This window comes from Planomonospora antibiotica, assembly GCF_014647955.1.
Lineage (GTDB): Bacteria > Actinomycetota > Actinomycetes > Streptosporangiales > Streptosporangiaceae > Planomonospora > Planomonospora parontospora.
This window is the reverse complement of the sequence record NZ_BMQE01000020.1, coordinates 69,018-91,733: the sequence shown is the minus strand read 5'-3', so window position 1 is coordinate 91,733 and position 22,716 is coordinate 69,018. Positions and strand designations below refer to the sequence as shown.

21 protein-coding genes and 1 tRNA gene are annotated in these 22,716 nt (G+C 71.8%); 13 read left to right on the top strand and 9 right to left on the bottom strand.

The window, feature by feature from the left end; translation table 11 throughout:
* Positions 1 to 22: 22 nt before the first annotated feature.
* Positions 23 to 1,249, bottom strand: a complete 1,227-nt coding sequence (locus tag IEZ06_RS19400) for an LCP family protein (RefSeq protein ID WP_229798378.1) — start codon at positions 1,247 to 1,249, stop codon at positions 23 to 25.
* Positions 1,250 to 1,578: 329 nt separating this feature from the next.
* Here IEZ06_RS19400 and IEZ06_RS19395 point away from each other — a divergent pair, with 329 nt between their 5' ends.
* Both IEZ06_RS19395 and IEZ06_RS19390 read left to right on the top strand, forming a co-directional pair.
* Entirely contained in the window at positions 1,579 to 3,135 is a 1,557-nt protein-coding gene (locus IEZ06_RS19395; RefSeq protein WP_229798376.1) for a hemolysin family protein, read from the top strand.
* Entirely contained in the window at positions 3,132 to 4,163 is a 1,032-nt protein-coding gene (locus IEZ06_RS19390) for a hemolysin family protein (protein ID WP_189238114.1), read from the top strand. Before IEZ06_RS19395 ends, IEZ06_RS19390 begins: the two co-directional genes overlap by 4 nt.
* Positions 4,164 to 4,284: 121 nt before the next feature.
* Here IEZ06_RS19390 and IEZ06_RS19385 read toward each other — a convergent pair whose 3' ends face one another.
* The 3 genes from IEZ06_RS19385 to IEZ06_RS19375 form a co-directional block, all read right to left on the bottom strand.
* Entirely contained in the window at positions 4,285 to 5,169 is an 885-nt protein-coding gene (locus IEZ06_RS19385) for a class I SAM-dependent methyltransferase (RefSeq protein ID WP_189238113.1), read from the bottom strand.
* Positions 5,170 to 5,277: 108 nt separating this feature from the next.
* Complete coding sequence (locus IEZ06_RS19380) at positions 5,278 to 5,871, bottom strand: helix-turn-helix domain-containing protein (protein ID WP_203872016.1); 594 nt, start codon at positions 5,869 to 5,871, stop codon at positions 5,278 to 5,280.
* A gap of 339 nt (positions 5,872 to 6,210) precedes the next feature.
* Positions 6,211 to 6,293, bottom strand: a tRNA-Leu gene (locus IEZ06_RS19375).
* 94 nt (positions 6,294 to 6,387) lie between these two features.
* Between IEZ06_RS19375 and IEZ06_RS19370 the strand changes: the two genes are divergently transcribed.
* The 7 genes from IEZ06_RS19370 to pknB all read left to right on the top strand — a co-directional run bounded on the left by IEZ06_RS19370 (position 6,388) and on the right by pknB (position 15,157).
* On the top strand, positions 6,388 to 7,128 hold the full coding sequence (locus IEZ06_RS19370; RefSeq protein ID WP_189238112.1) for an FHA domain-containing protein: 741 nt from the start codon (positions 6,388 to 6,390) through the stop codon (positions 7,126 to 7,128).
* 17 nt (positions 7,129 to 7,145) lie between these two features.
* Positions 7,146 to 7,613: an FHA domain-containing protein FhaB/FipA gene (locus tag IEZ06_RS19365; protein ID WP_068900135.1), complete on the top strand. Its 468-nt coding sequence runs from the start codon at positions 7,146 to 7,148 to the stop codon at positions 7,611 to 7,613.
* On the top strand, positions 7,610 to 8,989 hold the full coding sequence (locus IEZ06_RS19360; RefSeq protein ID WP_189238111.1) for a PP2C family protein-serine/threonine phosphatase: 1,380 nt from the start codon (positions 7,610 to 7,612) through the stop codon (positions 8,987 to 8,989). Before IEZ06_RS19365 ends, IEZ06_RS19360 begins: the two co-directional genes overlap by 4 nt.
* A gap of 4 nt (positions 8,990 to 8,993) precedes the next feature.
* Positions 8,994 to 10,382: an FtsW/RodA/SpoVE family cell cycle protein gene (locus tag IEZ06_RS19355; protein WP_189238110.1), complete on the top strand. Its 1,389-nt coding sequence runs from the start codon at positions 8,994 to 8,996 to the stop codon at positions 10,380 to 10,382.
* Entirely contained in the window at positions 10,379 to 11,836 is a 1,458-nt protein-coding gene (locus tag IEZ06_RS19350; protein WP_189238109.1) for a peptidoglycan D,D-transpeptidase FtsI family protein, read from the top strand. The genes IEZ06_RS19355 and IEZ06_RS19350 overlap by 4 nt, the downstream gene beginning before the upstream one ends.
* A complete protein-coding gene (locus tag IEZ06_RS19345; protein WP_189238108.1) occupies positions 11,833 to 13,197 on the top strand; it encodes a serine/threonine-protein kinase in 1,365 nt (454 codons plus the stop codon). The genes IEZ06_RS19350 and IEZ06_RS19345 overlap by 4 nt, the downstream gene beginning before the upstream one ends.
* Before the next feature lie 82 nt (positions 13,198 to 13,279).
* Positions 13,280 to 15,157, top strand: a complete 1,878-nt coding sequence (pknB, locus tag IEZ06_RS19340) for a Stk1 family PASTA domain-containing Ser/Thr kinase (RefSeq protein ID WP_189238107.1) — start codon at positions 13,280 to 13,282, stop codon at positions 15,155 to 15,157.
* 156 nt (positions 15,158 to 15,313) lie between these two features.
* On the opposite strand, the gene IEZ06_RS19335 is transcribed toward pknB, so the two are convergent.
* Complete coding sequence (locus tag IEZ06_RS19335; RefSeq protein WP_189238106.1) at positions 15,314 to 15,886, bottom strand: anthranilate synthase component II; 573 nt, start codon at positions 15,884 to 15,886, stop codon at positions 15,314 to 15,316.
* A 227-nt stretch (positions 15,887 to 16,113) separates the two neighbouring features.
* Between IEZ06_RS19335 and IEZ06_RS19330 the strand changes: the two genes are divergently transcribed.
* A complete protein-coding gene (locus IEZ06_RS19330; RefSeq protein ID WP_068900149.1) occupies positions 16,114 to 16,359 on the top strand; it encodes a cell division protein CrgA in 246 nt (81 codons plus the stop codon).
* Positions 16,360 to 16,409: 50 nt separating this feature from the next.
* Here the strand turns inward: IEZ06_RS19330 and IEZ06_RS19325 are convergent, their stop codons facing one another.
* Together IEZ06_RS19325 and IEZ06_RS19320 are read right to left on the bottom strand one after the other, a co-directional pair.
* The gene (locus tag IEZ06_RS19325; RefSeq protein WP_189238105.1) at positions 16,410 to 17,291 is read right to left on the bottom strand and encodes a rhomboid family intramembrane serine protease; all 882 of its coding nucleotides are present in this window, start codon (positions 17,289 to 17,291) and stop codon (positions 16,410 to 16,412) included.
* 195 nt (positions 17,292 to 17,486) lie between these two features.
* Positions 17,487 to 18,023 (bottom strand): peptidylprolyl isomerase, encoded by a 537-nt coding sequence (locus IEZ06_RS19320; RefSeq protein WP_189238104.1) that lies wholly within the window; start codon positions 18,021 to 18,023, stop codon positions 17,487 to 17,489.
* Between the two features lie 179 nt (positions 18,024 to 18,202).
* On the opposite strand from IEZ06_RS19320, the gene IEZ06_RS19315 reads away from it, so the two are divergent.
* Positions 18,203 to 18,826, top strand: a complete 624-nt coding sequence (locus IEZ06_RS19315) for a hypothetical protein (RefSeq protein WP_189238103.1) — start codon at positions 18,203 to 18,205, stop codon at positions 18,824 to 18,826.
* 212 nt (positions 18,827 to 19,038) lie between these two features.
* Here the strand turns inward: IEZ06_RS19315 and IEZ06_RS19310 are convergent, their stop codons facing one another.
* Positions 19,039 to 19,650, bottom strand: coding sequence for a hypothetical protein (locus IEZ06_RS19310; protein WP_189238102.1), 612 nt, complete (start codon positions 19,648 to 19,650; stop codon positions 19,039 to 19,041).
* A gap of 292 nt (positions 19,651 to 19,942) precedes the next feature.
* On the opposite strand from IEZ06_RS19310, the gene IEZ06_RS19305 reads away from it, so the two are divergent.
* Together IEZ06_RS19305 and IEZ06_RS19300 are read left to right on the top strand one after the other, a co-directional pair.
* Positions 19,943 to 20,611 (top strand): response regulator transcription factor, encoded by a 669-nt coding sequence (locus tag IEZ06_RS19305; protein WP_189238101.1) that lies wholly within the window; start codon positions 19,943 to 19,945, stop codon positions 20,609 to 20,611.
* 1 nt (position 20,612) lies between these two features.
* Positions 20,613 to 21,935 carry a sensor histidine kinase gene (locus IEZ06_RS19300; RefSeq protein ID WP_189238100.1) on the top strand — a complete coding sequence of 441 codons (1,323 nt, stop codon included), beginning with the start codon at positions 20,613 to 20,615 and terminating at the stop codon, positions 21,933 to 21,935.
* Between the two features lie 8 nt (positions 21,936 to 21,943).
* On the opposite strand, the gene IEZ06_RS19295 is transcribed toward IEZ06_RS19300, so the two are convergent.
* Positions 21,944 to 22,699 (bottom strand): MBL fold metallo-hydrolase, encoded by a 756-nt coding sequence (locus IEZ06_RS19295; protein ID WP_189238099.1) that lies wholly within the window; start codon positions 22,697 to 22,699, stop codon positions 21,944 to 21,946.
* Positions 22,700 to 22,716: the final 17 nt, after the last annotated feature.

The window sequence follows — 22,716 nt, the reverse complement described above, 5'->3', positions numbered from 1 at the left end:
TCCGGCGGAGCCGCCGGGGGCACTACTTGGCGAGGACGTCCTTGGGGACGGGCTTGTCCTCGGCCAGGGCCCTGAACATGCGCAGGGCCTTCTCCCGGTCCCACTTGACGACCGACTGGCCGCCGATGGTGGGCAGAGAGCCGATCGGCACGACCGTGGTGACCGGGTTGTCCCCCATCGCCAGGGCGAGGGAGAGCAGGTCGAACGAGCCGGTCTCCGTCCCGACGGCCACCGAGTCGGTGGCGCTGAACGCCAGCGGGACGGAGGTGAAGGGGTTGAGCAGGACGCCCGGGCTGGCGGCCTTCTTCACCACGGCGGAGAAGAACTGGCGCTGGCGCTGGGTCCGGTCGAAGTCGGGGATCGCCCCGGTCGCGCGGGTGCGGACGTAGCCGAGGGCCGTGCCGCCGTCGAGCGTCTGCACGCCCTTCTTCAGGTTGATCCCGGCCTTGGGGTCCTTGATGTTCTGCTTGACGTCGATCTCGACGCCGCCGATGGCGTCCACGATGCCGACGAAGCCGCCGAAGCCGATCTCCATGTAGTTGTCGATCCGCAGCCCGCTGACCTGCTCCACGGTCTTGGCCAGCAGCTTCGGCCCGCCGTCGGAGTAGGCGTAGGCCGCGTTGAGCTTGTCGCTGCCGTGGCCGTCGATGGGGACGTAGGAGTCGCGGGGCAGGCTGACCAGGGTCGGGCGGCCGTCGCCGTCGGGGATGTGCAGCAGCATCATCGTGTCGGTGCGGCGTCCCACGGAGCTGCCGGTGGCGAGCTTGCGGCGCTGGGCCTTGGTCAGGCCCTCCCGGCTGTCGGAGCCGACCAGCAGCCAGTTCGTGCCGGGGGTGTCGGCGGGACGTCCCTCGTAGTCGCCGAGCGCCTCGATCCGCTTCAGCCGCGAGTCGATCGTGAAGTATCCGCCGACGGCGAGCACCAGCAGCAGGACGAGCAGGCCCGCGAGGATCCGCAGGAACCACCGGCCCGGCCGTCTCGGCCCCCCCGGTCCCTTCGCCCGCAGGCTCATGTTCGGCATCCGGAAGCCGCCCTTCCCGCCGGAGGAGGGAGCGCCGGACGGGCTCCCCGCGGGCCCGGCGGGGGACCCGGACGAACCCGGAAGGGGCCGGACGGGGGCGCCGCCCTGCCGCGCCTTGCCGTACACCCGGGAGACCGCCCGGGGCGTGGTCTCGTCCCGCGCCACGGGTGTGGGCACGGGCGACCGCAGCGCACGGGTGCGGTCGTCGTCTTCCTGCCAGTCACCCACGTCGAATCTCCGCCACTTCTCGAAGCCGCTTCCAGCCCTGCGTTTCCAACCGGCGGCGGGAACGAGGGAATCGTCACCATCGACGCTACTTCGTGGCTCTCACCCGCGTAGAGACGTCGTCAAGGTTTCCCTGTGGAAAAGTACTCAGAAGGGTACTGGACGGTCGAGAACCCGATCGTTGGGCCATCCGGAAACATCGATCACCCTCCCGATCGTTACCGTAGAGGACGACAACCGCTCGAAAGGATGATCGTGTCCACTCCGGACTCGTGGAGTACCTGCCCGTGCGCATGCACGGGCCCCGCTGACCTGATCGGGAGAGCCGCCCGGTGACCACGGCTCTCGGCCTGCTGGCCGTACTGCTCCTCACCGCCGCCACCGGCTACTTCGTCGCCCAGGAGTTCGCCTTCGTCGCCGCCGACCGCGGCGTGCTGCGCGAGCAGGCCGACGCCGGTGACGCCGCCGCCCGGCGCGCGCTGGAGGTGACGGGGCGCCTGTCCTTCATGCTCTCGGGCGCCCAGCTCGGCATCACCGTCACGGCCCTGCTGGTCGGCTTCATCGCCGAACCCGCCATCGCCACCGTGATCCGCCCCGGCCTGGAGGCCGCCGGGCTGCCCGCGGGCGCGGTGCCCGGCGTGGCGATCGCGCTGGCCGTCGCGGTGGCGACCGTCGTCCAGATGGTCCTCGGCGAGCTCGCCCCCAAGAACCTCGGCATCGCCCGGCCCGAGCCGGTGGCCAAGTTCCTGTCCCGCTCGACGCTGGTCTACCTCAAGGTCGCCGGGCCGGTCATCCGGCTGTTCGACTCCGCCGCCACCGGCCTGCTCCGCAGGGTCGGCGTGGAACCGGTCGAGGAGGTCGAGCACGGCGCGAGCCCCGAGGAGCTGTCCCGGATCATCGCCGAGTCGGGCGCGACCGGCGACCTGCCGCCGCGCCTGTCCGAGCTGCTGGAACGCGCGCTGGAGTTCGGCGACCGGACGGCCGAGGACGTCATGGTCCCGCGCCCCCGCGTGGTGCTGCTCCGCGACGACCGCCCGATCTCCGACCTGCTCGACGCGGTCCGCGAGCACGGCCACTCCCGCTACCCGGTGCTCTGCCGGCGCACCGGCGAGGATGTGGTCGGCGTCACCGGCGTGCGCGAGCTGCTCCGCTCGGACCTGACCGACGACGACCCGCTGGAGCTGATCACCCGCCCGGCCCTGCTGGTCCCCGACTCCCTGCCGCTCCCGGTCGTGCTGGAGCGCATGCGCGCCGCCCGCGACGACCTCGCCTGCGTCATCGACGAGTACGGCGGGCTGGCCGGCGTGGTCACCGTCGAGGACCTCGCCGAGGAGCTCGTCGGCGAGCTGGTCGACGAGAACGACCCCGAGCCCGCCGGCGTCGTGGCGGGCGCCGACGGCACCTGGGACGTGCCCGGCACGCTCCGCCTCGACGAGGTCGAGCGGGCGACCGGCCTGTCCCTCCCCGAGAGCGACGGCTACGACACCATCGCCGGGCTGGTCCTGTCCGTGCTCGGCCGCATGGCGGAGCCCGGCGACGCGGTGCCCGTCACCCTGACCGTGGAGGGCGACCCGCTGGAGGCGGACGGGCCGGACGAGGCCGAGGCGGTCCTGACGGTCCTCTCGGTGCACCGCAGGGTCCCCGAGTGGGTACGGCTCGCCCCGGCCGGTCACGCCGCTCCCGGCCTGTCCGGGACGGAGGCGGCCGACGGGCCCGCGACGGCGGAACCGGGTCCCCCCGGACGGGTGGCCCCCGCCGGGGGCTCCCCCGAGGACTCCCACGCGGCCTCCCCGGAGGACTCCGGCTCCGGTGAGGAGCCCGGTCAGAGGTCCGGCCAGACGTCCGGCGAGCGATCCATGGCCCGGAGCGGGCGGGTGAGCGGCCGATGAGCACCACCGGAGCACTGCTGCTCGGCGTCGCCCTGCTCATCGGGAACGCCTTCTTCGTCGCCGCCGAGTTCGCGGTCATCTCGGCCCGCAGGCACCGCCTGGAGGAGCTCGCGGGCAAGGGCGGCCGGCTGACCCGGCTGGCCGCCCGCGCCGCCGTACGCGGCGGCAGGGAGCTCTCCCTGATGCTGGCCGGGGCCCAGCTCGGCATCACCCTGTGCTCGCTCGGCCTGGGCATGGTGACCGAGCCGGCCATCGAGCACCTCCTGGAGCCGGTCTTCGGTGCGATCGGGGTCCCCGAGTCGTTCCGGGTCCCCGTCTCCCTGGTGATCGCGCTGGCCCTGGTGACCTTCCTGCACATGGTGATCGGCGAGATGGCGCCCAAGTCGTGGGCGCTGACCCATCCGGAGATCGCGGCGATGGGCCTGGCCCTGCCGTTCCGCGGCTTCACCCGGGTGGTCCGGCCGGTGCTGGCCTCCCTCAACGGCCTCACCAACGCCGCGCTGCGGCTGTTCGGCGTGCACGCCAGGGACGAGCTGGCCACCACCAGGACCCCGGTCCAGCTGGCCATGCTGGTCGGCGAGTCGGGCCGGATGGGACTGCTGGACCGCGACGAGCACGACCTGCTGACCCGGGCCCTGCGGGTCCACCAGCAGCCGATCGAGCGGTTGATGCTGCCCATCGCCGCGGCCGTCCGGGTGGCCGCCGACGCCCCCGCCGCGCAGGTGCGGCGGACCGCCGCCGACAGCGGTCACCTGCGCCTGCTGGTGGGCTCCGGCGACCCTCGCGACGTCCTGGGGGTCCTGCACGTCCGGGACGTCCTGATCCGGCCGGAGGCGCGCCCCGCGGAGCTGGCCCGCCCCGTCCCCCGGCTGGAGAGGTCCACGACCGTCTCGGAGGCCGTCGCCACCCTGCAGGAGGCCCACGCGCACGTGGGCCTCGTCAGGGACGGGGACGAGGTGGTCGGCATGGTGAGCCTCACCGACCTGCTCGGCGAGCTGCTGGACGTCCGGGTGCCGGTCGCGCACTGAGCCGGATTCACGGACGGGCCGGAGAAGTCGCCTTCTCCGGCCCGTTTCTCTCTGTCAGCGTAGAACCGCAGCCTATGAAGCCTGTACGAGCCGTCCGAAAGCCGCCGACAAGCGACCGCGGCTACAGAGGACCCCCGGCGCGGCGGGCGGCCCAGACGGTGCGCTCGGTGCGTACGGCGAGGTCCTCGCGGCGTAGAAGACTGTTCGGGCTGTCGGTGTCCAGGAGCTCGTCGAGCGCGGCGAGGTCCTCGGGGCCGAGGGCGGGTGCGGCGACGTCGCGGATGCGCTGCAGGCCGCCGTGGGCGTAGCGGCCGACCGCTTCGCTGCGCTCACCTTCGATGTCGACGGTGAGGATGCGCTTGTCCTCGACGGTGAAGCCGGCGGCCGTCAGCATCGGGCCCCAGTCGGCGCCGCGGTGCGGAACATGCTCGGCGTGGAAGGCGTCGGTCGCCGCATGGACGCGTTCTTCGAGGCCGGGCCGGTTCTCCGGAGCGTGGGCGGGGAGGAAGCGGGGGAAACCCGCGAGCTCCACGACGGCGAACAGGCCGCCGGGGGCGAGCAGTTCGCGGACGCTCCGGAGGGCGCGGTCGGGGTCGGCCATGTGGTGCATCGAGGCCGAGGCCCACACCAGGTCCGGCGTGCCGAGGTCGGGCCAGTGGTCGGTGTCGAGGTCGGCCTGCACGGTCCGTACGCGCCCCTCGACACCGCGGGCGCGTGCCTTCTCGCGCAGGAGATGGAGGTGTCCGGCCGAGGTGTCGACGGCGGTGACGTGCGCGTCGGGGAAGCGTTCGAGGAGCGCGAAGGTTCCCGCGCCGGTGCCGCAGCCCAGGTCCACGATCCGGCGCGGCGCGCTCTCCAGCGGCAGCCAGGCGGTGATCGACGCAATGTGCTCGGCGAGGACCTCGGCGTCCAGGTCGAGGATCTCCGCCTGGCCGCCGGCGTCGTGCTCCCGGTGGTGATCATGCTGAGCGCCGTGGTGCGGGGTGTGCGAGTGCGCTTGGTTCATGCCTTCAAGGTAGGACGGTCATGCGCCTGGAGCACAACCTCTTTCAGTTTAGGCAAGACGATGGCCGAATATGCTGCCCGGTGCGCAAGATGCCGCCGCCGCGCACGGTCATTCACCGGCGCCCTGAGCGTCGCGCTCGCCGTTCTCGCGCTGGTGGCCGCGGCGGGCGTCGCGGTCGAAGATGCCCAGGATCTCGCAGGGGCCGCCCTCGGCGCCGATCGCGTGGGGCATCATCGTGGGGAACTCCGCGGCCTGGTTGGTCTCGATGCGGAAGCGGCGGTGGCCGAGCATGAGGACCGCGGTGCCGGACAGGACGACGAGCCATTCGCGCCCCGCGTGGGCGCGCATGCGCGCCGGATTGTCGGGCGGCGGTTCGGTCATGCGCTGGCGCACCACGCTCATGCCGGGATCGCCCTTGATGGGCCACCGCATCAGACCGTGGGCGCCGTCGATCATCGGGCTGGTGACGACATCGTCGGCGGCGGTCTCCACGAGCTGATCCAGTGTGGTGTCCAGGGCACGGGCCAGGACGACCAGCTGATCCAGCGCAAGGCGGCGCCGGCCGTTCTCGATGCGGCTCAGTGAGGACTGGCTGAGGTTCGCGCGGGTGGACAACTCCTCCAGGGACCAGCCCTGCGCCACCCGCAGGGCGCGGATGCGTTTGCGTACGAGGCTGTCCAGGTCTCCATCTTCTTGCGTCACGCGCAATATTCTATGCTTCCAACGCAAAACGCGGGTAGCGCCGCGCGCAGACGGCCCGGAGCGCCTGGAGCCACGCACGAACAGAAGGAGACCTGGACCATGACCACCGCTTCGAACGCGAGCGACGCACTGCCCGGTAGGACCGTTGACGTGGCGGTGAGGTTCATCCGGTAAAAATGGTGCAAGTGGGACGAAAGCAGCTCGCAAGCCGGGCCGGGTAGACATCTCTCCGTGCCCGAACACCGCGCGGGATCCGCAGAAAGCACTCGGCCCCGGCTCTTGCGAGCCGGGGCCGAGTTCCGTCACTGTCGGATCACCGATCTCGTCGGCGATCCAGAGTGGGCGAGGAGGGATTTGAACCCTCACGTCCTTTCGGACACACGGACCTGAACCGTGCGCGTCTGCCGTTCCGCCACCCGCCCTTGTTTGGGTGCGCTCGAAACATTAGCACGGATCAGCCGGTACCCACGAACCCGGATACGATCCTTCTAGATGACGGAGGAAGGGAGGTACCCGGTGGGAGTCCTTCAGCGCTTCGAGCGGAGGCTCGAAGGCTTGGTTGAGGGGGCCTTTGCGCGTGCGTTCAAGTCCGACCTTCAGCCGGTCGAGGTCGCCAGCGCGGTGCAGCGGGAGATGGACGAGCGGGCCGCGATCGTCGCTCAGGGGCGGACCCTCGTCCCGAACGACTTCGTGGTCGAGCTGTCCACGACCGACAGCGAGCGCCTGCAGGTGTACGCCGACAGCATCAGCCACGAGCTGGCCAACCTCGCCCGCGAGTACGCCAAGGAGCAGGGCTACTCGTTCGTGGGACCCGTCCGGGTGCGTTTCGAGACGGCGGACGACCTCGCGGTCGGCCTGTTCCGGATCCGCTCCGGAGTGATCCGCGGAGCCACGGTCGAGCAGGACGAGATCCGCAAGCCCGTGACCGACGTGCCCGCCGGCCGCTCGCACGCGTTCGAGGGCAGGCCCCGGCTGCTGGTCTCCACCCAGGATGACCCGCAGGGCCAGCGGTCCTACGATCTGACCACACCGGTGACCCTGCTCGGCAGGGGCACCGACTGCGATCTCCGGCTCGTGGATCCGGGCGTGTCCCGGCACCACGCCGAGCTGCGAGTGGAGGGCCCGCAGGTCGTGCTCGTCGACCTCGGTTCCACGAACGGCACTTTCGTCAACGGCCAGCCGGTTCGCCGGATCGAGCTCCAGAACGGCACTCGCGTGACGCTCGGGCGCACGACCCTGGTTTTCCGGCGCGATTAAAGGTAAACAGACGGTCCATGTCCGAGCTCACGCTGCTGTTGATCCGCCTCGCGTTCCTCGCGGTGCTGTGGTTCTTCGTGATTGCCGCGGTCGGTGTGATCCGGACAGACTTGTTCGGATCACGCACGCCCGCCACCGCTCCCGCGCGCAAGGCTCCCAAACCGGCCAAACCCGCGGCCAAGTCCAAGAAGGGAGAGCCCCGGCAGATGGTCGTCACCGGCGGCCCCCTCCAGGGCACCACCATCACCCTCTCGGAGACGCCCATCACCATCGGCCGGGCGAACGACGCCACCCTGGTAGTCAGCGACGACTACGCCTCCAGCCGGCACGCCCGGCTCTTCCCCCAGGACGGTCAGTGGATCGTGGAAGATCTCGGATCGACCAACGGCACCTACCTCGACCGCTCCAAAGTCACCCGTCCGACTCCGGTGCCGCTCGGCGTTCCGATCCGCATCGGTAAGACCGTCATCGAATTGCGCAAATGACCATCGCACTCCGTTACGCCGCCCGCTCGGACGTCGGCCTCCTCCGCGAAGGCAACGAGGACTCGGCGTACGCCAGCGGCCGCCTGCTCGCCGTCGCGGACGGCATGGGCGGACACGCACACGGTGAGGTGGCCAGCTCGGTCGCCATCGCCGCCATGTCGTCCCTCGAAGAGGACGCACTCGGGGGTGACCTGCTCAGCGCCATCGAGGCGGCCGTCCGCGACGCCAACCGCCGTCTCCACGAGATGGTGGGGCGGGACCCCAGCCTCAAGGGCATGGGCACCACCCTGACCGCCATGCTGTGGTCCGGCACCAGGGTCGCGCTGGTCCACGTCGGAGACTCGCGCGCCTACCTGCTGCGCACCGGGGAGCTCTACCAGATCACGCACGACCACACCCTCGTGCAGTCGCTGGTGGACGACGGCCGGATCACCCTGGAGGAGGCCGCCACCCATCCCCAGCGCTCGATCCTGCTGCGCGCGCTGGACGGCAGCGGCGAGGTCGACCCCGACCTGTCGCTCCGCGAGGCCCAGGTCGGCGACCGCTACCTGCTCTGCTCCGACGGGCTGTCCGGGGTCGTGAGCGCCGAGACGCTGCACCACACGCTCTCCACGATCGACGACCCCGAGACGGTGGTCCGCACGCTGATCGACCTGGCCAACCGCGGCGGCGGCCCCGACAACATCACCTGCGTGGTCGCCGACGTGCTGGAACTGGACGAGGGGTTCTCCGCCCCGTCCACCGAGGCGGCCGTGGTGGGCGCCGCGGGCTCCACCCTGAGCCTCTCGCAGCCGTCACCGGCGGCGCCGGGCACGCCCGGCGCCCGGGCCGGGGCGATCACCATGCCCCAGCCCGTCGTCACGGACGACGACCTCGACGAGCCCGCCCCCAGGGGTCAGGCCGCGGCCCGCCGCCCGGCCAGACGCCGGCGCGTGTGGCCGATCCTGGCCTCGCTGGGAGGCGTCGTCCTCGTCGGCGGCGGCCTAGGCTGGTACTTCGGGAGCCAGTGGCTCGACGACCAGTACTTCGTGGGGGTGCGGGGTGACGAGATCGTGGTCTACCGCGGGGTGAACACCACCCTCGGCCCCGTCGAGCTCTTCGACCCCGTCCGCGGCACCAAGGTGGCGGTCTCGACCCTCGGCGCGTTCCAGCAGGGCCAGGTGCGCGACGGCATCCCGGTCGCGAACGTCGACGCGGGCCTGAAGAAGGTGGCCGAGCTGAAGGCCTCCGCCGAGCAGACCCCCGACACCGCAGACACCGGTGACACCGGTGACAAGGCCCCCGACGACGGCACGACCAGCACCGATCCGCCCGCCGCCACCGCCAGCCCGCCGCAGAAGGGCACCCCCACCCCGAAACCCACAAGGTCACAATAGAGACATGAGCACCCCTAGCGTCGAACCCGTCCCCCTGCCGGCCAAACGGCGGTTGGCGCAGCTGGCGATGCTCGCCTTCGCGGTCGCGATCACGTTGGGCGCGTACGCCAACGTGGGCCTGGCGATCGACGGGCAGGTCCCCTCCGGCATGCTCACCTACGGGCTCAGCCTGGGCGGCTTCATGCTGGCCGCCTACCTGGTGCTGGCGAAGTTCGCGCCCTGGGCCGACCCGCTGATCCTGCCGCTGGTGACGCTGATCAACGGCCTCGGGCTGGTGATGATCTACCGGTTGGAGCTGGGCGCGGGCGGGAAGGGCGGTGTGTCCGCCAACACCCAGCTGCTGTGGACCGCCGTCGGGGTCGTCGTGTTCAGCGTGACGCTGATCGTGCTCCGCGACCACCGCGCCCTGCAGCGGCTCACCTACACCGCCGGGGCCGCCGGTCTCCTCCTGCTGGTCTCACCCTTGATCCCGTTCCTCGGCGTCGAGATCAACGGTGCGCGGATCTGGATCGGCATCCCCGGCGTGGGTCAGCTCCAGCCCGCCGAGCTCGCCAAGCTCGCCCTGATCGTCTTCTTCGCCGGCTACCTGGTCGCCAAGCGCGACGTGCTGGCGCTGGCCGGGCGGCGACTGCTCTTCATCGACCTGCCCCGCGCCCGCGACCTCGGGCCGATCCTCATCACCTGGGGGCTCAGCCTCGGCGTGCTGATCCTGCAGAAGGACCTCGGCTCCTCCCTGCTGATCTTCGGCACGTTCATCGCGATGCTCTACATCGCCACCCAGCGCACCTCCTGGGTGCTGATCGGCATCCTGCTCTTCGTCGGCGGCGCGATCCTCGCCGGGACGATCTTCGATCACGTGTACGCCCGCTTCGAGGTCTTCCTCAACCCGGCGGACCCCGTGCTCTTCGAGCGCGAGCTCGGTGGCAGCGCGCAGCTCATGCAGGGCCTGTTCGGTCTGAGCCAGGGCGGGATCCTCGGCACCGGGCTGGGTCAGGGCCATCCGGGGCTGATCCCGCTGGCCTTCTCCGACTTCATCTTCGCCGCGATCGGCGAGGAGCTGGGCCTGACCGGGCTGATGGCCCTGCTGATGGTCTACGCACTGCTGGTCGAGCGCGGCCTGCGGACCTCGATCGCGGCCCGCGACCCGTTCACCAAGCTGCTGGCGGGCGGCCTGTCGTTCCTGCTGGCCTGGCAGGTCTTCATCATCGTCGGCGGCGTCACCAACCTGATCCCGCTCACCGGCCTGGTCACCCCGTTCATGTCGCAGGGCGGCTCGGCGCTGCTGTCCAACTGGATCCTCATCGCGCTGCTGGTGCGGATGTCGGACGCGGCGCGCAGGCCGGCGCCCCAGGCCATCCAGGACGAAGGAATGACGCAGGTGTTCCAGCGATGAACAGTCCCCTCAAGCGCGTCGCCCTGGCCTGCATCCTGATGTTCGGCCTGCTCATGCTCAACGTGAACTACCTGCAGGCCGTGCGGGCGGAGGGCATCCGGGAGGACTCCCGCAACTTCCGCAACTTCTACGCCCGCTACGAGGTCCAGCGCGGCCGGATCACCGCGGGGAACAAGGTGCTCGCCGAGTCGGTGGAGACCGGCGACAACACCTTCAAATACGCCCGCCGCTACCCCGAGGGCAAGGTCTACGCGCCCATCACCGGGTTCTTCGCGCCGGAGAGCACCCGCGACATCGAGCGGGCCAAGAACAACCTGCTCGACGGGTCCAGTGCCGACCTGCTCATCCGGCGCAGCATCGACCTGTTCAGCGGCACCCAGACCAAGGGCGCCAACGTCGACCTGACGATCAACCCCAAGGCGCAGGAGGCGGCCTACAAGGCGCTGAGCGAGAGCGGCAAGAAGGGCGCGCTGGTCGCGATCGAGCCGAAGACCGGTGCGATCCTGGCCATGGTCTCCGTCCCCACCTACGACCCGAACCCGCTCTCCAAGGCGGACAAGGCGGGGGTGAACAAGGCCTACGAGAAACTGGCCGAGGACGAGGACCAGCCGCTGCTGAACCGGGCGATCGAGCGGACCTACCCGCCGGGCTCGACCTTCAAGGTCGTCACCATGGCGGCCTACCTGGAGAGCGACGACACCCTCGGCCCGCAGAGCCAGATCGACGCCCCGACCCGGCTCGACCTGCCGAACACCACTCACGACCTGCCCAACCACGGCAACTCCGCCTGCGGCAACGGTCGCGTGACGCTCTCGTACGCGCTGGAGAAGTCCTGCAACACGCCGTTCGGCAAGATCGGCATGGACCTCGGCTACGACGCGATGAAGGAGCAGGCCGCCAGGTTCGGCATCGGCGGGGAGCAACTGGAGATCCCGATGCCGGTCTCGGCCAGCAGCATCGGCGACGAGGAGGACCAGGCCGCGCTCGCCCAGGCCTCGATCGGCCAGCGCAACAACCAGATGACGCCGCTGCAGATGGCCATGGTCGCGGCGGGCGTCGCCAACAACGGCGTGGTCATGAAGCCGTACCTCGTCAACAAGGTCGCCGACGCCGAGGGCGGCGAGGTCGAGACCGCCGACCCCGAGGAGCTCTCCACCGCGATGAGCGAGGAGACCGCGGCCAAGCTCAAGGAGATGATGGTCAACGTCGTCAACCTGGGCACGGCGAGCGCGGCGCAGATCCCGGGCGTCACCGTCGCCGGCAAGACCGGCACCGCCGAGACCTCCGGCAACCGCGCCCCGCACGCCTGGTTCGTCTCCTTCGCCCCCGCCGAGGACCCCAAGGTCGCCGTCGCGCTCATCGTCGAGTCGGGCAGCGCCGGCAACGACGCCTCCGGCGGCCAGACCGCGGCCCCCATCGCCAGGAGCGTGATGGAAGCGGTGCTCGGTAGATGACGTCGTTCCTCGGGGACCGCTACCGCCTGCTGGAGCGCATCGCGGCGGGCGGCATGGGCGAGGTCTGGCGGGCGAGGGACGAGCTGCTCGGCCGCGAGGTCGCCGTGAAGCTGCTCCGGCGGCACCTCGCGGACGACCCCGACTTCCGCGGGCGGTTCCGCACCGAGGCGAGGATCGCCGCCGGGCTGGCCGACCCCGGGATCGCCCAGGTCTTCGACTACGGCGAGGCCGACGACGTCGCCTACCTCGTCATGGAGCTGGTCCCCGGGGAGTCCCTGGCCGCCATCCTGGCCCGCAACGGCGCGCTGAGCCCCGAGGTCGCCCTCGACGTGGTGCACCAGACCGCCAGAGGGCTGCACGCCGCGCACGCCTCCGGGATCATCCACCGGGACGTCAAGCCCGGAAATCTGCTGGTCACCGGGGCCGGCGCGATCAAGATCACCGATTTCGGCATCGCCAGGGCGCTGGAGTCCGCGTCCGTCACCCGGACCGGGACCATCCTCGGCACCGCCCAGTACGTCAGCCCCGAGCAGGCGTCCGGCACCACGCTGACCCCCGCCACCGACCTCTACTCGCTGGGCGTCGTGGCCTACGAGTGCCTGACCGGCCGTCCACCGTTCACCGCCGCGAACCAGGTGGCGATCGCGCTGATGCACCTCAACGACCCGCCGCCGCCGCTGCCCGCGAGCGTCCCCGGCCCGGTGCGCGACCTGGTCGCGGCCTGCCTGGCCAAGGATCCCGCGCAGCGCCCGGCGAGCGCCAGGGAGCTGTCGGACCGGGCGTACGTGCTGCGCGAGTCGCTCGCCACCGCGGGCGCCGCGGGCCTGGTCCTGCTCACCGATCCCACCGGCTACCGGGGCCTCCCCGCCGCGGAGGCCGTACCGGACCCGGCGGGCGCCGTACCGGACCCGGCGGGCGCCGTGCGGGCCGCGCCGCGCCGCAACGGGCTGCGCCGGGCCGGCGCGATCACCGCGGTGGCCGCGGGCTGCGCCGCCGCCGTCGGGCTGGGCGTGCTGATGTCCCAGGACCTGGCCGGCCCGGACGACAGGCAGGAGTCGGTGGAGCCGTTCACCCCCGAGCCGCGGGCCTCCACGTCGCCGACCGCCACCCCCGGCAGGAGCCGACCTGCGACGACCCGGCCGGCCGCTCCTCCGACCAAGTCGCCCCGACCTTCGCCGTCGCCGTCGGCTACGGTAAGTACGTCGGCCACGCCCACCACGGGGCCGACGAAGTCACCGACCCCGAGCCCCACACCGACCACTCCGACCCCGACTCCCCCGCCCCCGACGACGACGCCGAACCCCACGCCGAGTGTCACGACCGAGCCCGGCGAGACGGTCCCACCGAATGGGGAGACGTGATGCGGGAAGGGGCCGATGATGGACACCGGTGGCCTGAGAGCTCACCGGCACCCAAGATGAACGGTAAGGGACAGTGCAGGAAATGACTCAGCCTCGACGCCTAGGCGACCGCTACGAGCTTGACGGCGTCGTCGGGCGTGGCGGCATGGCCGAGGTCTATCGCGCCCGAGACATCCGGCTGGACCGGATCGTCGCGATCAAGACACTCCGCGCGGACCTGGCCAGGGACCACACGTTCCAGGCGCGTTTCCGCCGCGAGGCGCAGTCCGCCGCGTCGCTGAACCACCCGTCCATCGTGGCGGTCTACGATACCGGCGAGGACACCTCCGAGGGTGCGCCCGTGCCGTACATCGTGATGGAGTACGTCGACGGCAGCACGCTGCGCGACATCCTGCGGGCCGACCGGCGGCTGCTGCCCGAGCGGGCGGCCGAGCTGGTCGACGGGATCCTGCGGGCGCTGGACTACAGCCACCGCGGCGGCATCGTGCACCGGGACATCAAGCCGGCGAACATCATGATCACCCGCAACGGCGACGTCAAGGTCATGGACTTCGGCATCGCCCGCGCGATGGCCGACTCGGCCGCGACCATGACGCAGACCGCCCAGGTGATCGGCACCGCGCAGTACCTCTCGCCGGAGCAGGCCAGGGGCGAGCGGGTCGACGCCCGCAGCGACATCTACTCCACCGGCTGCGTGCTGTACGAGCTGCTGACCGGGCAGCCGCCGTTCACCGGTGACTCTCCGGTGGCGATCGCCTACCAGCACGTCCGCGAGGACCCGATCCCGCCGTCGCAGATCGACCCGGAGATCCCCGCGTGGGCCGACGCCATCGTGCTCAAGGCGATGGCGAAGGACCCGGCGCACCGCTACCAGAGCGCCGGGGAGATGCGGGCCGACATCCAGCGGGCCCTGCAGGGCATGCCGATGGACGCCCAGACGATGGCGCTGGCCAACAACTACGGCGCGGCCACCCGGACCATGCAGCAGCAGCAGCCCGGTCCGGGCGGACCCGTCACCCAGCGCACCACCGCCGTCCCGGCGTACGAGTACGGCACCGAGGACGGCGCCGGACGGGGCGAGCGCGGACGCCGGCGCGCCCAGGGAGGCGGCAACACCGCGCTCAAGACCGCCGCGTGGATCCTGATCCCGCTCCTGGTCATCGGTGCCTTCATCGGCGTGGGCTACACCTTCCTCAGTGCTCCGGGCACGCCCACGGGCGACGGCAAGGTCGAGATCCCGGCGCTGGCCTCCCAGACGGTCGAGGCCGCGACCAAGCAGCTCAGCGATCTCGGGCTGAAGGTCAAGGTGACCCACGAGTTCAACGAGGAGCTGCCGAAGGACGCGGTCATCAAGACCGACCCGACGGCCGGCGCCAAGGTGGACAAGGACACCGAGGTGGTCGTCGTCGTCTCCAAGGGCGTGGAGCGGGTCACGGTGCCCGACGTGGTCGGCAAGACCGTGGAGGAGGCCACCGCCGAGCTCGAGGGCAAGGACTTCGAGGTGACCGTGGTGACCAAGGCGTCCTCCCGCCCGCAGGGCGTCGTCCTGGAGAGCGATCCGGCGGCCGGGAAGAAGGCGGCCAAGGGCGGGACCGTCCGCATCTACATCCCCAAGGAGGCCGTCGAGGTCCCGGACGTCACCGGTTACACGGTGGGCGACGCGACCAAGGCGCTCAAGGACGCGGGCTTCAAGGTCAAGACCGTCGAGCAGCCGAGCGACCAGGCGGAGGGCACCGTCCTCAGCCAGACCCCCGGGAGCGGTGCGAAGATCCAGCCGGGCACCACGATCACGCTCACCGTCTCCAGCGGCCAGCCTCCGATGCCGACGGCGGAGCCGACCCTTCCGACCGACGATCCCAGCATCCCGACCGACGAGCCGACCGACGACCAGCCGGACGTCCCGAGCGACGAGCCGACCGACGACCCGTTCTTCGACAATCCCGACGGCGAGCACGGCTGACCGGCCGCCCGGCCTGAGAGGGCCCCCGCCCGTGGCGGGGGCCCTCTCGCATACACCGGACGCGGCGCCTTCCGCCGGGCACGAGAAGAGCCCCTCCGCCACTCGGGGGCAATGGCGGAAGGGCTCACCGGTTAGTCGTACGGCGCGCGGGCGGCGTTACACGATCCGTGCGAGCCAGTTCCCGAGCAGCCGGTGCCCGTGCTCGGAGATCACCGACTCCGGGTGGAACTGCACCCCCTCGACCGGTGCCGTACGGTGGCGGAGACCCATGATCACGCCGTCGTCCGCGGTCGCGCTGACCTCCAGGACGTCCGGCACCGTGCCGGGCAGTACGGCCAGCGAGTGGTAGCGCGTCATGGTGACCGGGGAGGGCAGTCCGGCGAAGACCCCGCGCCCGTCGTGGGAGATCGCGCTCGTACGGCCGTGCATCAGCTCCGGGGCCCGCGTCACGACGGCGCCGTGGGCGACCGCGATGGCCTGGTGGCCCAGGCAGACACCGAGCAGCGGCAGGTCGCGGGCCTCGCAGTGGCGGACCAGCGGGAGGCTCACCCCGGCGTCCTCGGGGGCGCCGGGACCGGGGCTGATCAGAACCCCGTCGAAGCCCGCCGTGTCCTCGACCGCCACGTGGTCGCGCGGGCGCACGTCGCAGACGGCACCGAGCTCGCGGAGGTACTGGACGATGGTGTGCACGAAGCTGTCGTGGTTGTCCACGACGAGGACGCGGGTCATCGTGCCACGACCGGACGGCCGGGGAGGATCTGCGATTCACAGCAGGAGAACACGACACATCAGACTATGTCCACCCGCCGACCGGCCCGCCCCGGGCGGAGAAAGCCCGCGCCCGCGGGATCGCCATGTCCCATCTGCGCCGACTATCCTTGCTCACCAGCGACTACGCTAGCCGACAGAGCCTGCGCACGATCCGGATCGCGCAGGGTTGACGCAGGAGAACCCCAGTGCCCAAGCCCAAGACTCGCAAGAAGGCGGTCTACACTCCGCCGAAGACGACCCAGCAGGTCAAGATGAGCCCGCGCTGGCTGGCGCCGGTCATGGTGGCCTCCTGGATCATCGGCATCCTGTGGATCGCCGTCTACTACGTGGCGCCGGACGCGCCGCTGCTCGGGACGCTCGCGAACTGGAACCTGCTCATCGGGTTCGGTTTCATCATCTTCGGTGTGATCCTCTCCACCCGCTGGCGTTAGGACTTTCCACAGGGCTGTCCACACCCTGGGGACGCGCGTCAGGGTGTGGATCAGCCGAAGAGGCCGTTGATGAGGGCGGTGTCGTAGGCGTACGGCGGCAGCAGCCCGACCGCGGCGACCAGGAGCAGCAGGACCGCGGCGCAGCCGGCGAGCTGGACCGCGGTGCGGTTCCTGGCCGGGGCGTGGACGAGGGTCGCCGCGACCACGACACCGGTGACCAGGCCGCCGAGGTGGCCCTGCCAGCTGATGCCGGGGATCATGAATGTGACCACCACGTTGATGCCGATCAGCCAGAGCACTCCGCGGACGTCGTAGCCGAGCTTTCTGGAGACCACGAACAACGCGCCGAACATGCCGTAGATCGCACCCGACGCGCCCACCGCGGCGATGCCGAACAGGTAGACCGCGACGGAGCCGCCGAGCGCGGAGAGCAGGTAGAGCGCCAGGAACCGCATCGAGCCGAGACGGCGCTCCAGCTCGGGGCCGATGACGTAGAGCGCCCACATGTTGAACAGGATGTGGGTGAGCGCGAAGCTCCCCGCGTCGAGCGGAGAGTGCAGGAAGGCACCGGTGATCAGGCGCCACCACTCGCCTCCGTAGGCGACGGCCCCCGATGACATGGCCAGGCCGTTGAAAACCTGGGCGGAGACGTTCTCCGCGACGTAGGCCAGCACGTTGAGGATCAGCAGTCCCCAGGTGACGTAGGGCGTGGTGACCGCTCCTCCGCCGAACACCGCCTGTGCCTGCCGTACGCCCTTGTTGCCCTCGGCCACGCACTCGGGGCACTGGAAGCCGACCGCCGCGTCGCGCATGCAGTCGGGGCAGATGGGCCGCTCACAGCGCTGGCAGCGCACATAGGTCTCGCGGTCCGGATGGCGGTAGCAGGTGGGAACGGCCTGGGTCCCGGACTCGCCGGGGGGCTGGGTGGTCATGACGCGTCGGCGACCCTTTCGACCGTGCTCGGATCCTCACCCAACCCTATGCAGATTTCCGGGCACCGTGCGCCCGGGCGGCCGTCACCGCGGCCCCCGGGAGCCGTGCGTCCGCGCGCGGCGGTTCACCGCGAGGCCTGTGCGATCGGGGCGCCCGTGCGCGGCGGCCGTCACCGCGGCCGCCGCACGGGAGGTTCAGCCCTGGACGCGGTCGACCGTGACGCTCTCCAGCACGACCGGGTCGACGGGGCGGTCGCCGGGGCCCGTCGGGGTCTTGGCGATGGCGTCGACGACTTCCTGACCCTCGACGACCTCACCGAAGATGGTGTGCCGGCCGTTCAGGTGCGGCGTGGGCACCACGGTGATGAAGAACTGCGAGCCGTTGGTGCCGCGGCCCATCTGGATGCCGGCGTTGGCCATGGCGAGCAGGTAGGGGCGGTTGAAGTAGAGGTCGGGGTGGATCTCGTCGTCGAACTTGTAGCCGGGGCCGCCGATGCCCTGGCCCAGGGGGTCGCCGCCCTGGATCATGAAGCCGTCGATGACCCGGTGGAAGACGGTGCCGTCGTAGAGCCTGTCGGTGGTCTTCTGGCCGGTCTCGGGGTGCGTCCACTCCCGGGTGCCCTCGGCCAGCTCCACGAAGTTGCGCACGGTCTTGGGCGCGTGGTCCGGGAAGAGCTGCACCTTCACGGTGCCGCGGTTCGTGTTCAGGGTAGCGATCAACTTCTCAGCCACGGTCGGGCTGCCCCCTTCAGGTAATCACGCAAAGCCTGCCTCAGGCGCTGCATTTGTGCTGTTGTGTCAACTATGGCCGTCACCGGCCCGTCAACATCCTCCCACGACTGGTCATGATTGAGCCGCTTTCGAGCGGGAAGGGGTCGCTGCGGGGCCCCAACGACAGGGGAGGAGTTGCCGTGCCTCTTGCAACACTGTTCGGAAAGCGCAACACCAGCATGGTTCCGGAGACCCGGATGCGACTGGCCAAACACCAGGCCATGGTGGCCAGGGACCAGGCCATGCTGCAGATCGCCCGAGCCGCCGAACGGGTCGGCCCGATGGCCGCGCAGGCCCGTGAGGCCGCCGTCAGCGCCGCGGACGAGAAGATCAGCGAGGCCCGCAGATGGGCCGCGCCGCAGCTGGACGCCGCCGCGCACACCGTCGAGCAGCAGCTGGGACCCAAGCTGAGCTCGATGTTGTCCCAGGCGGCGACCAAGCTGGATCCCTCACCCCCGGCCAAGGTCAGATCCCGTAACTGGCCGATGCTCCTGCTGCTCACCGGCCTCGCGGCCGGAGCCGCGGGTTTCGCGATGTACCGCAAGAACTCCAGCCAGTGGACCGACACGATGAAGGGCAGCGCGAGCGACGCGTCCCACTGGATGAGCGACAAGGCGAAGACCGCGGCCGACAAGGTCTCCGGCGTGGCCGGAGGGATGAAGTCGAAGGCCGAGGAGTTCAGCCACAAGGCTGAGCCCACGACCGGTGTGACCGGTCAGGGCACCGACGCCGACCGGAGCCAGGTCACCAGGAACATGACCTGACCTGACCTGATCCGTGACCGCCGCGTACGGCCCGCGCCCCCTCGGGTGCGGGCCGTACGCGCGTGCGGGGAGCCGCCGGGCGGCCTGCGGGCCGCGGGTCCGCCCCGGGGCCGGACGGCGGGACCTCCTCGGGTCCGCCCCGTCCTGCCGGGCGGCTCCCGGTGTGCGTGCCGTACCGGTCCCCGCCCGGTACGGCACGGCGCCCGGGGTCGTTATCGCCGCTCGGAGACGCAGACCACGGCCGGCTTGCCGGGCAGCTTGCGCACGCGGACGACGTCCTCCGGACCGGAGGAGTGGAAGGAGCCGGAGGAGCCGGAGGAGCCGTGGCGCGGGACGGGGACCGCCCGCCCCTTGACGACCTCGCAGGACCCCCTGCCGGGGAACGCCTTCACGCAGTACGGCTTCCCGTGGGGCCTCTTGCCGCGCGTCGCCTCACCGGGCACCCGGACCTCGTCCCACCCTTCCGGGTGGACGGTCTCACCCCGCTCCGCCACCCGGACCTCGGACGGGCCGTCGGCGGGGAGGGCGGGGAGGGCGGGCACCGCGGGCACCACCTCCCCGTCCCCCGCCCGCCTGCGCCCCTCGGCACGAAGCCTCTCCCGCTCCGCCTCGGTGAGCGCGCGGGTGACGAACCCCTTTCCGCCCCTGCAGGCGATGGTGACGGCGCCCTCCGGCGGGGCCGCCGGGACCGCCGGGACCGCGAGCCCGGAGGATGCGGAGGATTCGGCGGGGGCGGGGGTGCCGGAGGCACCGGCCGCGCCGGTCAGGACGGTCATCAGGGCTCCGGTGGTCACCGCGGCGGCGGCGAGGAAGCGGATGCGCATGGTCGGTTCTCCTCGTTGGGTCGAAGTCCGGCCGGCGTCCGGCCGGCGCCCTTCGGATCGAAGTCCTGTCGGCGCCGGGCGGACGTCCGGCCGGCGGCCGGTGTCCGCTGGGGCATCGGCCGCGTCCGGTGGGAAGGTGCGGCCACACCGTCCCTCCCGGAACCTGAAGCCGTCCTGAACGCCGCCGAAGCCGGCTTCAGGTTCCTCCTCGCCGCCCCGTCTTCTTCAGGTTCCTCTTCGCCGTCCCGCCTTCTTCAGGGTGGCTTTAGGTCGCGTCCGGCACGCTGGCGCCATGCGCGTGCTGCTGGTGGAGGACGAGAAGCGCCTGGCCGACCTGCTGAAGGGCGGGCTGGCCGGCGAGGGTTTCGCGGTGGACGTCGCCCACGACGGCCGGGAAGGGCTCTGGATGGCCGGGGAGAATCCCTACGACGTGATCGTGCTCGACGTCATGCTGCCCCGGATGAACGGCTACACCGTCTGCTCGCGGCTCCGCGACGCGGAGAACTGGACGCCGATCCTGATGCTCACCGCCAAGGACGGCGAGCACGACGAGGCCGAGGCGCTGGACACCGGGGCCGACGACTTCCTGTCCAAGCCGTTCTCCTACGTCGTCCTGCCGGCCCGGCTGCGCGCCCTGGTCCGCCGGGGCGGCCGGGCCCGGCCGGCGTCGATCAGGGTCGGCGACCTGGTCGTCGACCCGGCGGGACTGCGCTGCCACCGGGGCGGGGTGGAGGTCTCCCTCACCCCGAAGGAGTTCGCGGTCCTGCACGGCCTGGCCCGCAGGCAGGGCGAGGTGGTCTCCAAGAGCGAGCTGCTCGCCCAGGCGTGGGACTTCGCCTACGACGGGGACCCGAACATCGTCGAGGTCTACGTCAGCGCGCTCCGCCGGAAGATCGACGCCCCGTTCGGCCGGTCGTCCCTGGTGACCGTGCGCGGCGCCGGATACCGGCTGGAGGCCTGAGGTGCCGCGCCTGTCGGTCCGGGTCCGGACGGCCCTCGCGGCCACCGCGATCGTGGCGGTCGCGCTGGCCGCCGCCGCCGCCGTGCTGGTCGGCGTGCTCAGCGAGAGCCTGATGGCGAGCGCCTCCGACGAGGCCGTCCGGCGCGCCGGAGTCGTCGCCGAGCGGATCTCCGGTGAGGCGGTTCCCGCGCCGGGCTCCTCGACCGGGCGTGCCCCCGGGGCCGCCGACCCGGACGTCCAGATCCTCACCGAGACGGTGCATCCCCCCGCCGGTGCGGAGTTCTCCGTGCACGCCGTACCCGCCCTGCCCGCCGAGCGGTGGGCGCCGGCGGACACCTTCGTCACCGCCACGGCGCCGGTCGGCACCGCCGGGGGGACGGTGGTCGTGCGGGCCCGTGCCTCCCTGGAGCCCGCCCAGGCCGCACTGCAGACCCTGAAGGGCGTCCTGCTCCCCGGCATCCCCGCGCTGCTCCTGCTGGTCGCGGTCCTCACCTGGCTGGCGGTCGGCCGGGCGCTCGCGCCGGTCTCCGCGATCCGGGCGGAGCTGGCCGACATCACCGCCAGCGACCTGCACCGGCGGGTCCCCGTGCCGAGGTCCCGCGACGAGATCGCCCGGCTGGCCGAGGCCACGAACCGCACGCTCGACCGCCTGGAGCTGGCCGTCGGCCGCCACCGGCGCTTCGTCGCCGACGCCGCCCACGAGCTGCGCAGCCCGCTGGCCGTCCTGCGGGCCCGCCTGGAACTCGCGCCGCCCCAGCGGCTGACCGCCGAGGCGCTGGCGGACGTGGAGCGGATCCAGGCGCTCACCTCCGACCTGCTGCTGCTGGCCCGGCTGGACGCCGGCGAACCGGCCCGCCACGACGAGGTGGACCTGGGACAGGTCGCCGCGGAGGAGGGCACCCGGGCCCGGCCGCGGCCGGAGGTGCGGGTCGCCCTGGAGATCGCCGCCGACGTGCTGGTCCGCGGCTCGGCCGAGCAACTGCGCCGCCTGGTGGCCAACCTCGTGGACAACGCCGTACGGCATGCGGAGTCGGCGGTCACCGTCCGGCTGGCGGCGGAGGGGGACGAGGCCGTCCTGGAGGTGCGCGACGACGGGCCGGGCATCCCCGCAGAGCACCACGAGGCCGTCTTCGACCGCTTCACCCGGCTGGACGAGGCCAGGGACCGGGACGCGGGCGGCGCGGGGCTCGGGCTGGCGATCGCCCGGGACGTCGCGGTACGGCACGGCGGCGGCCTGGCCGTCGCGTCCGGCCCGCCGGGAGCCTGCCTGCGCGCCCGCCTCCCCCTCGCCCCTCCGGCCCGGACCGCACCGTCACCCGCCTGAGCGGCGCCCTACCGGCCGCGGAGCCGCGCGGCGATCTCCGCCATGGTGTCCGCGGGGAACGGGGCCCGGGCGGGGTCGCCATCCGTCGTGAGGATCCCGACGGCGGTGACGAGATCTGAGCGCTGGTGCCGTACGAAGTCGCGGTCGACGACGGCGCCGTGGCCCGGGACGACCGCCTCGCCCGGCAGGTCTAGCAGGCGGGCGAGCGTGTCCGGCCACTCCAGCGGGAAAGCGTCCCCGAACTGCGGCGGCGCGCCCTCCTCCACCAGGTCCCCGGCGAAGACCACCCCGGCGTCGGGGACCTCGGCCACGACGTCGTTGTCGGTGTGGCCCCGGCCGAGATGCCGCAGGTGGACCGGGCGTCCGCCGAGGTCGAGGGTGACGGAGCCGGTGAACGTACGGCTCGGCGGGACGATCTCCACCTCGGCCAGTTCCTCCGGCCCTTCGTGGAGCCACGTCCGCCGCTGTTCCTCCCCGGTGGCCGCGGCCGCCTCCGCGCACCGGACGTGACCCCAGATGTCGGCGGGGAGGAAGACCGCGTTGCCGAAGAAATGGTCGAAGTGCGCATGGGTGTTGACCACGGTCCACGGCAGGGCGGTGATCTCCCGGACGGCTCCGGCCAGCTCCCGGCCCTGACGGTGGGACATGCGCGTGTCGACGACCAGGCAGCCCTCGCCGCCGACGACGAGGCCGACGTTCAGGTCGAACGACTCGTGCCGCCTGACGTAGACGCGGTCACCGACTTCCCGCCACTGTTCGATCATCCTCCGAGCCTGCCAGA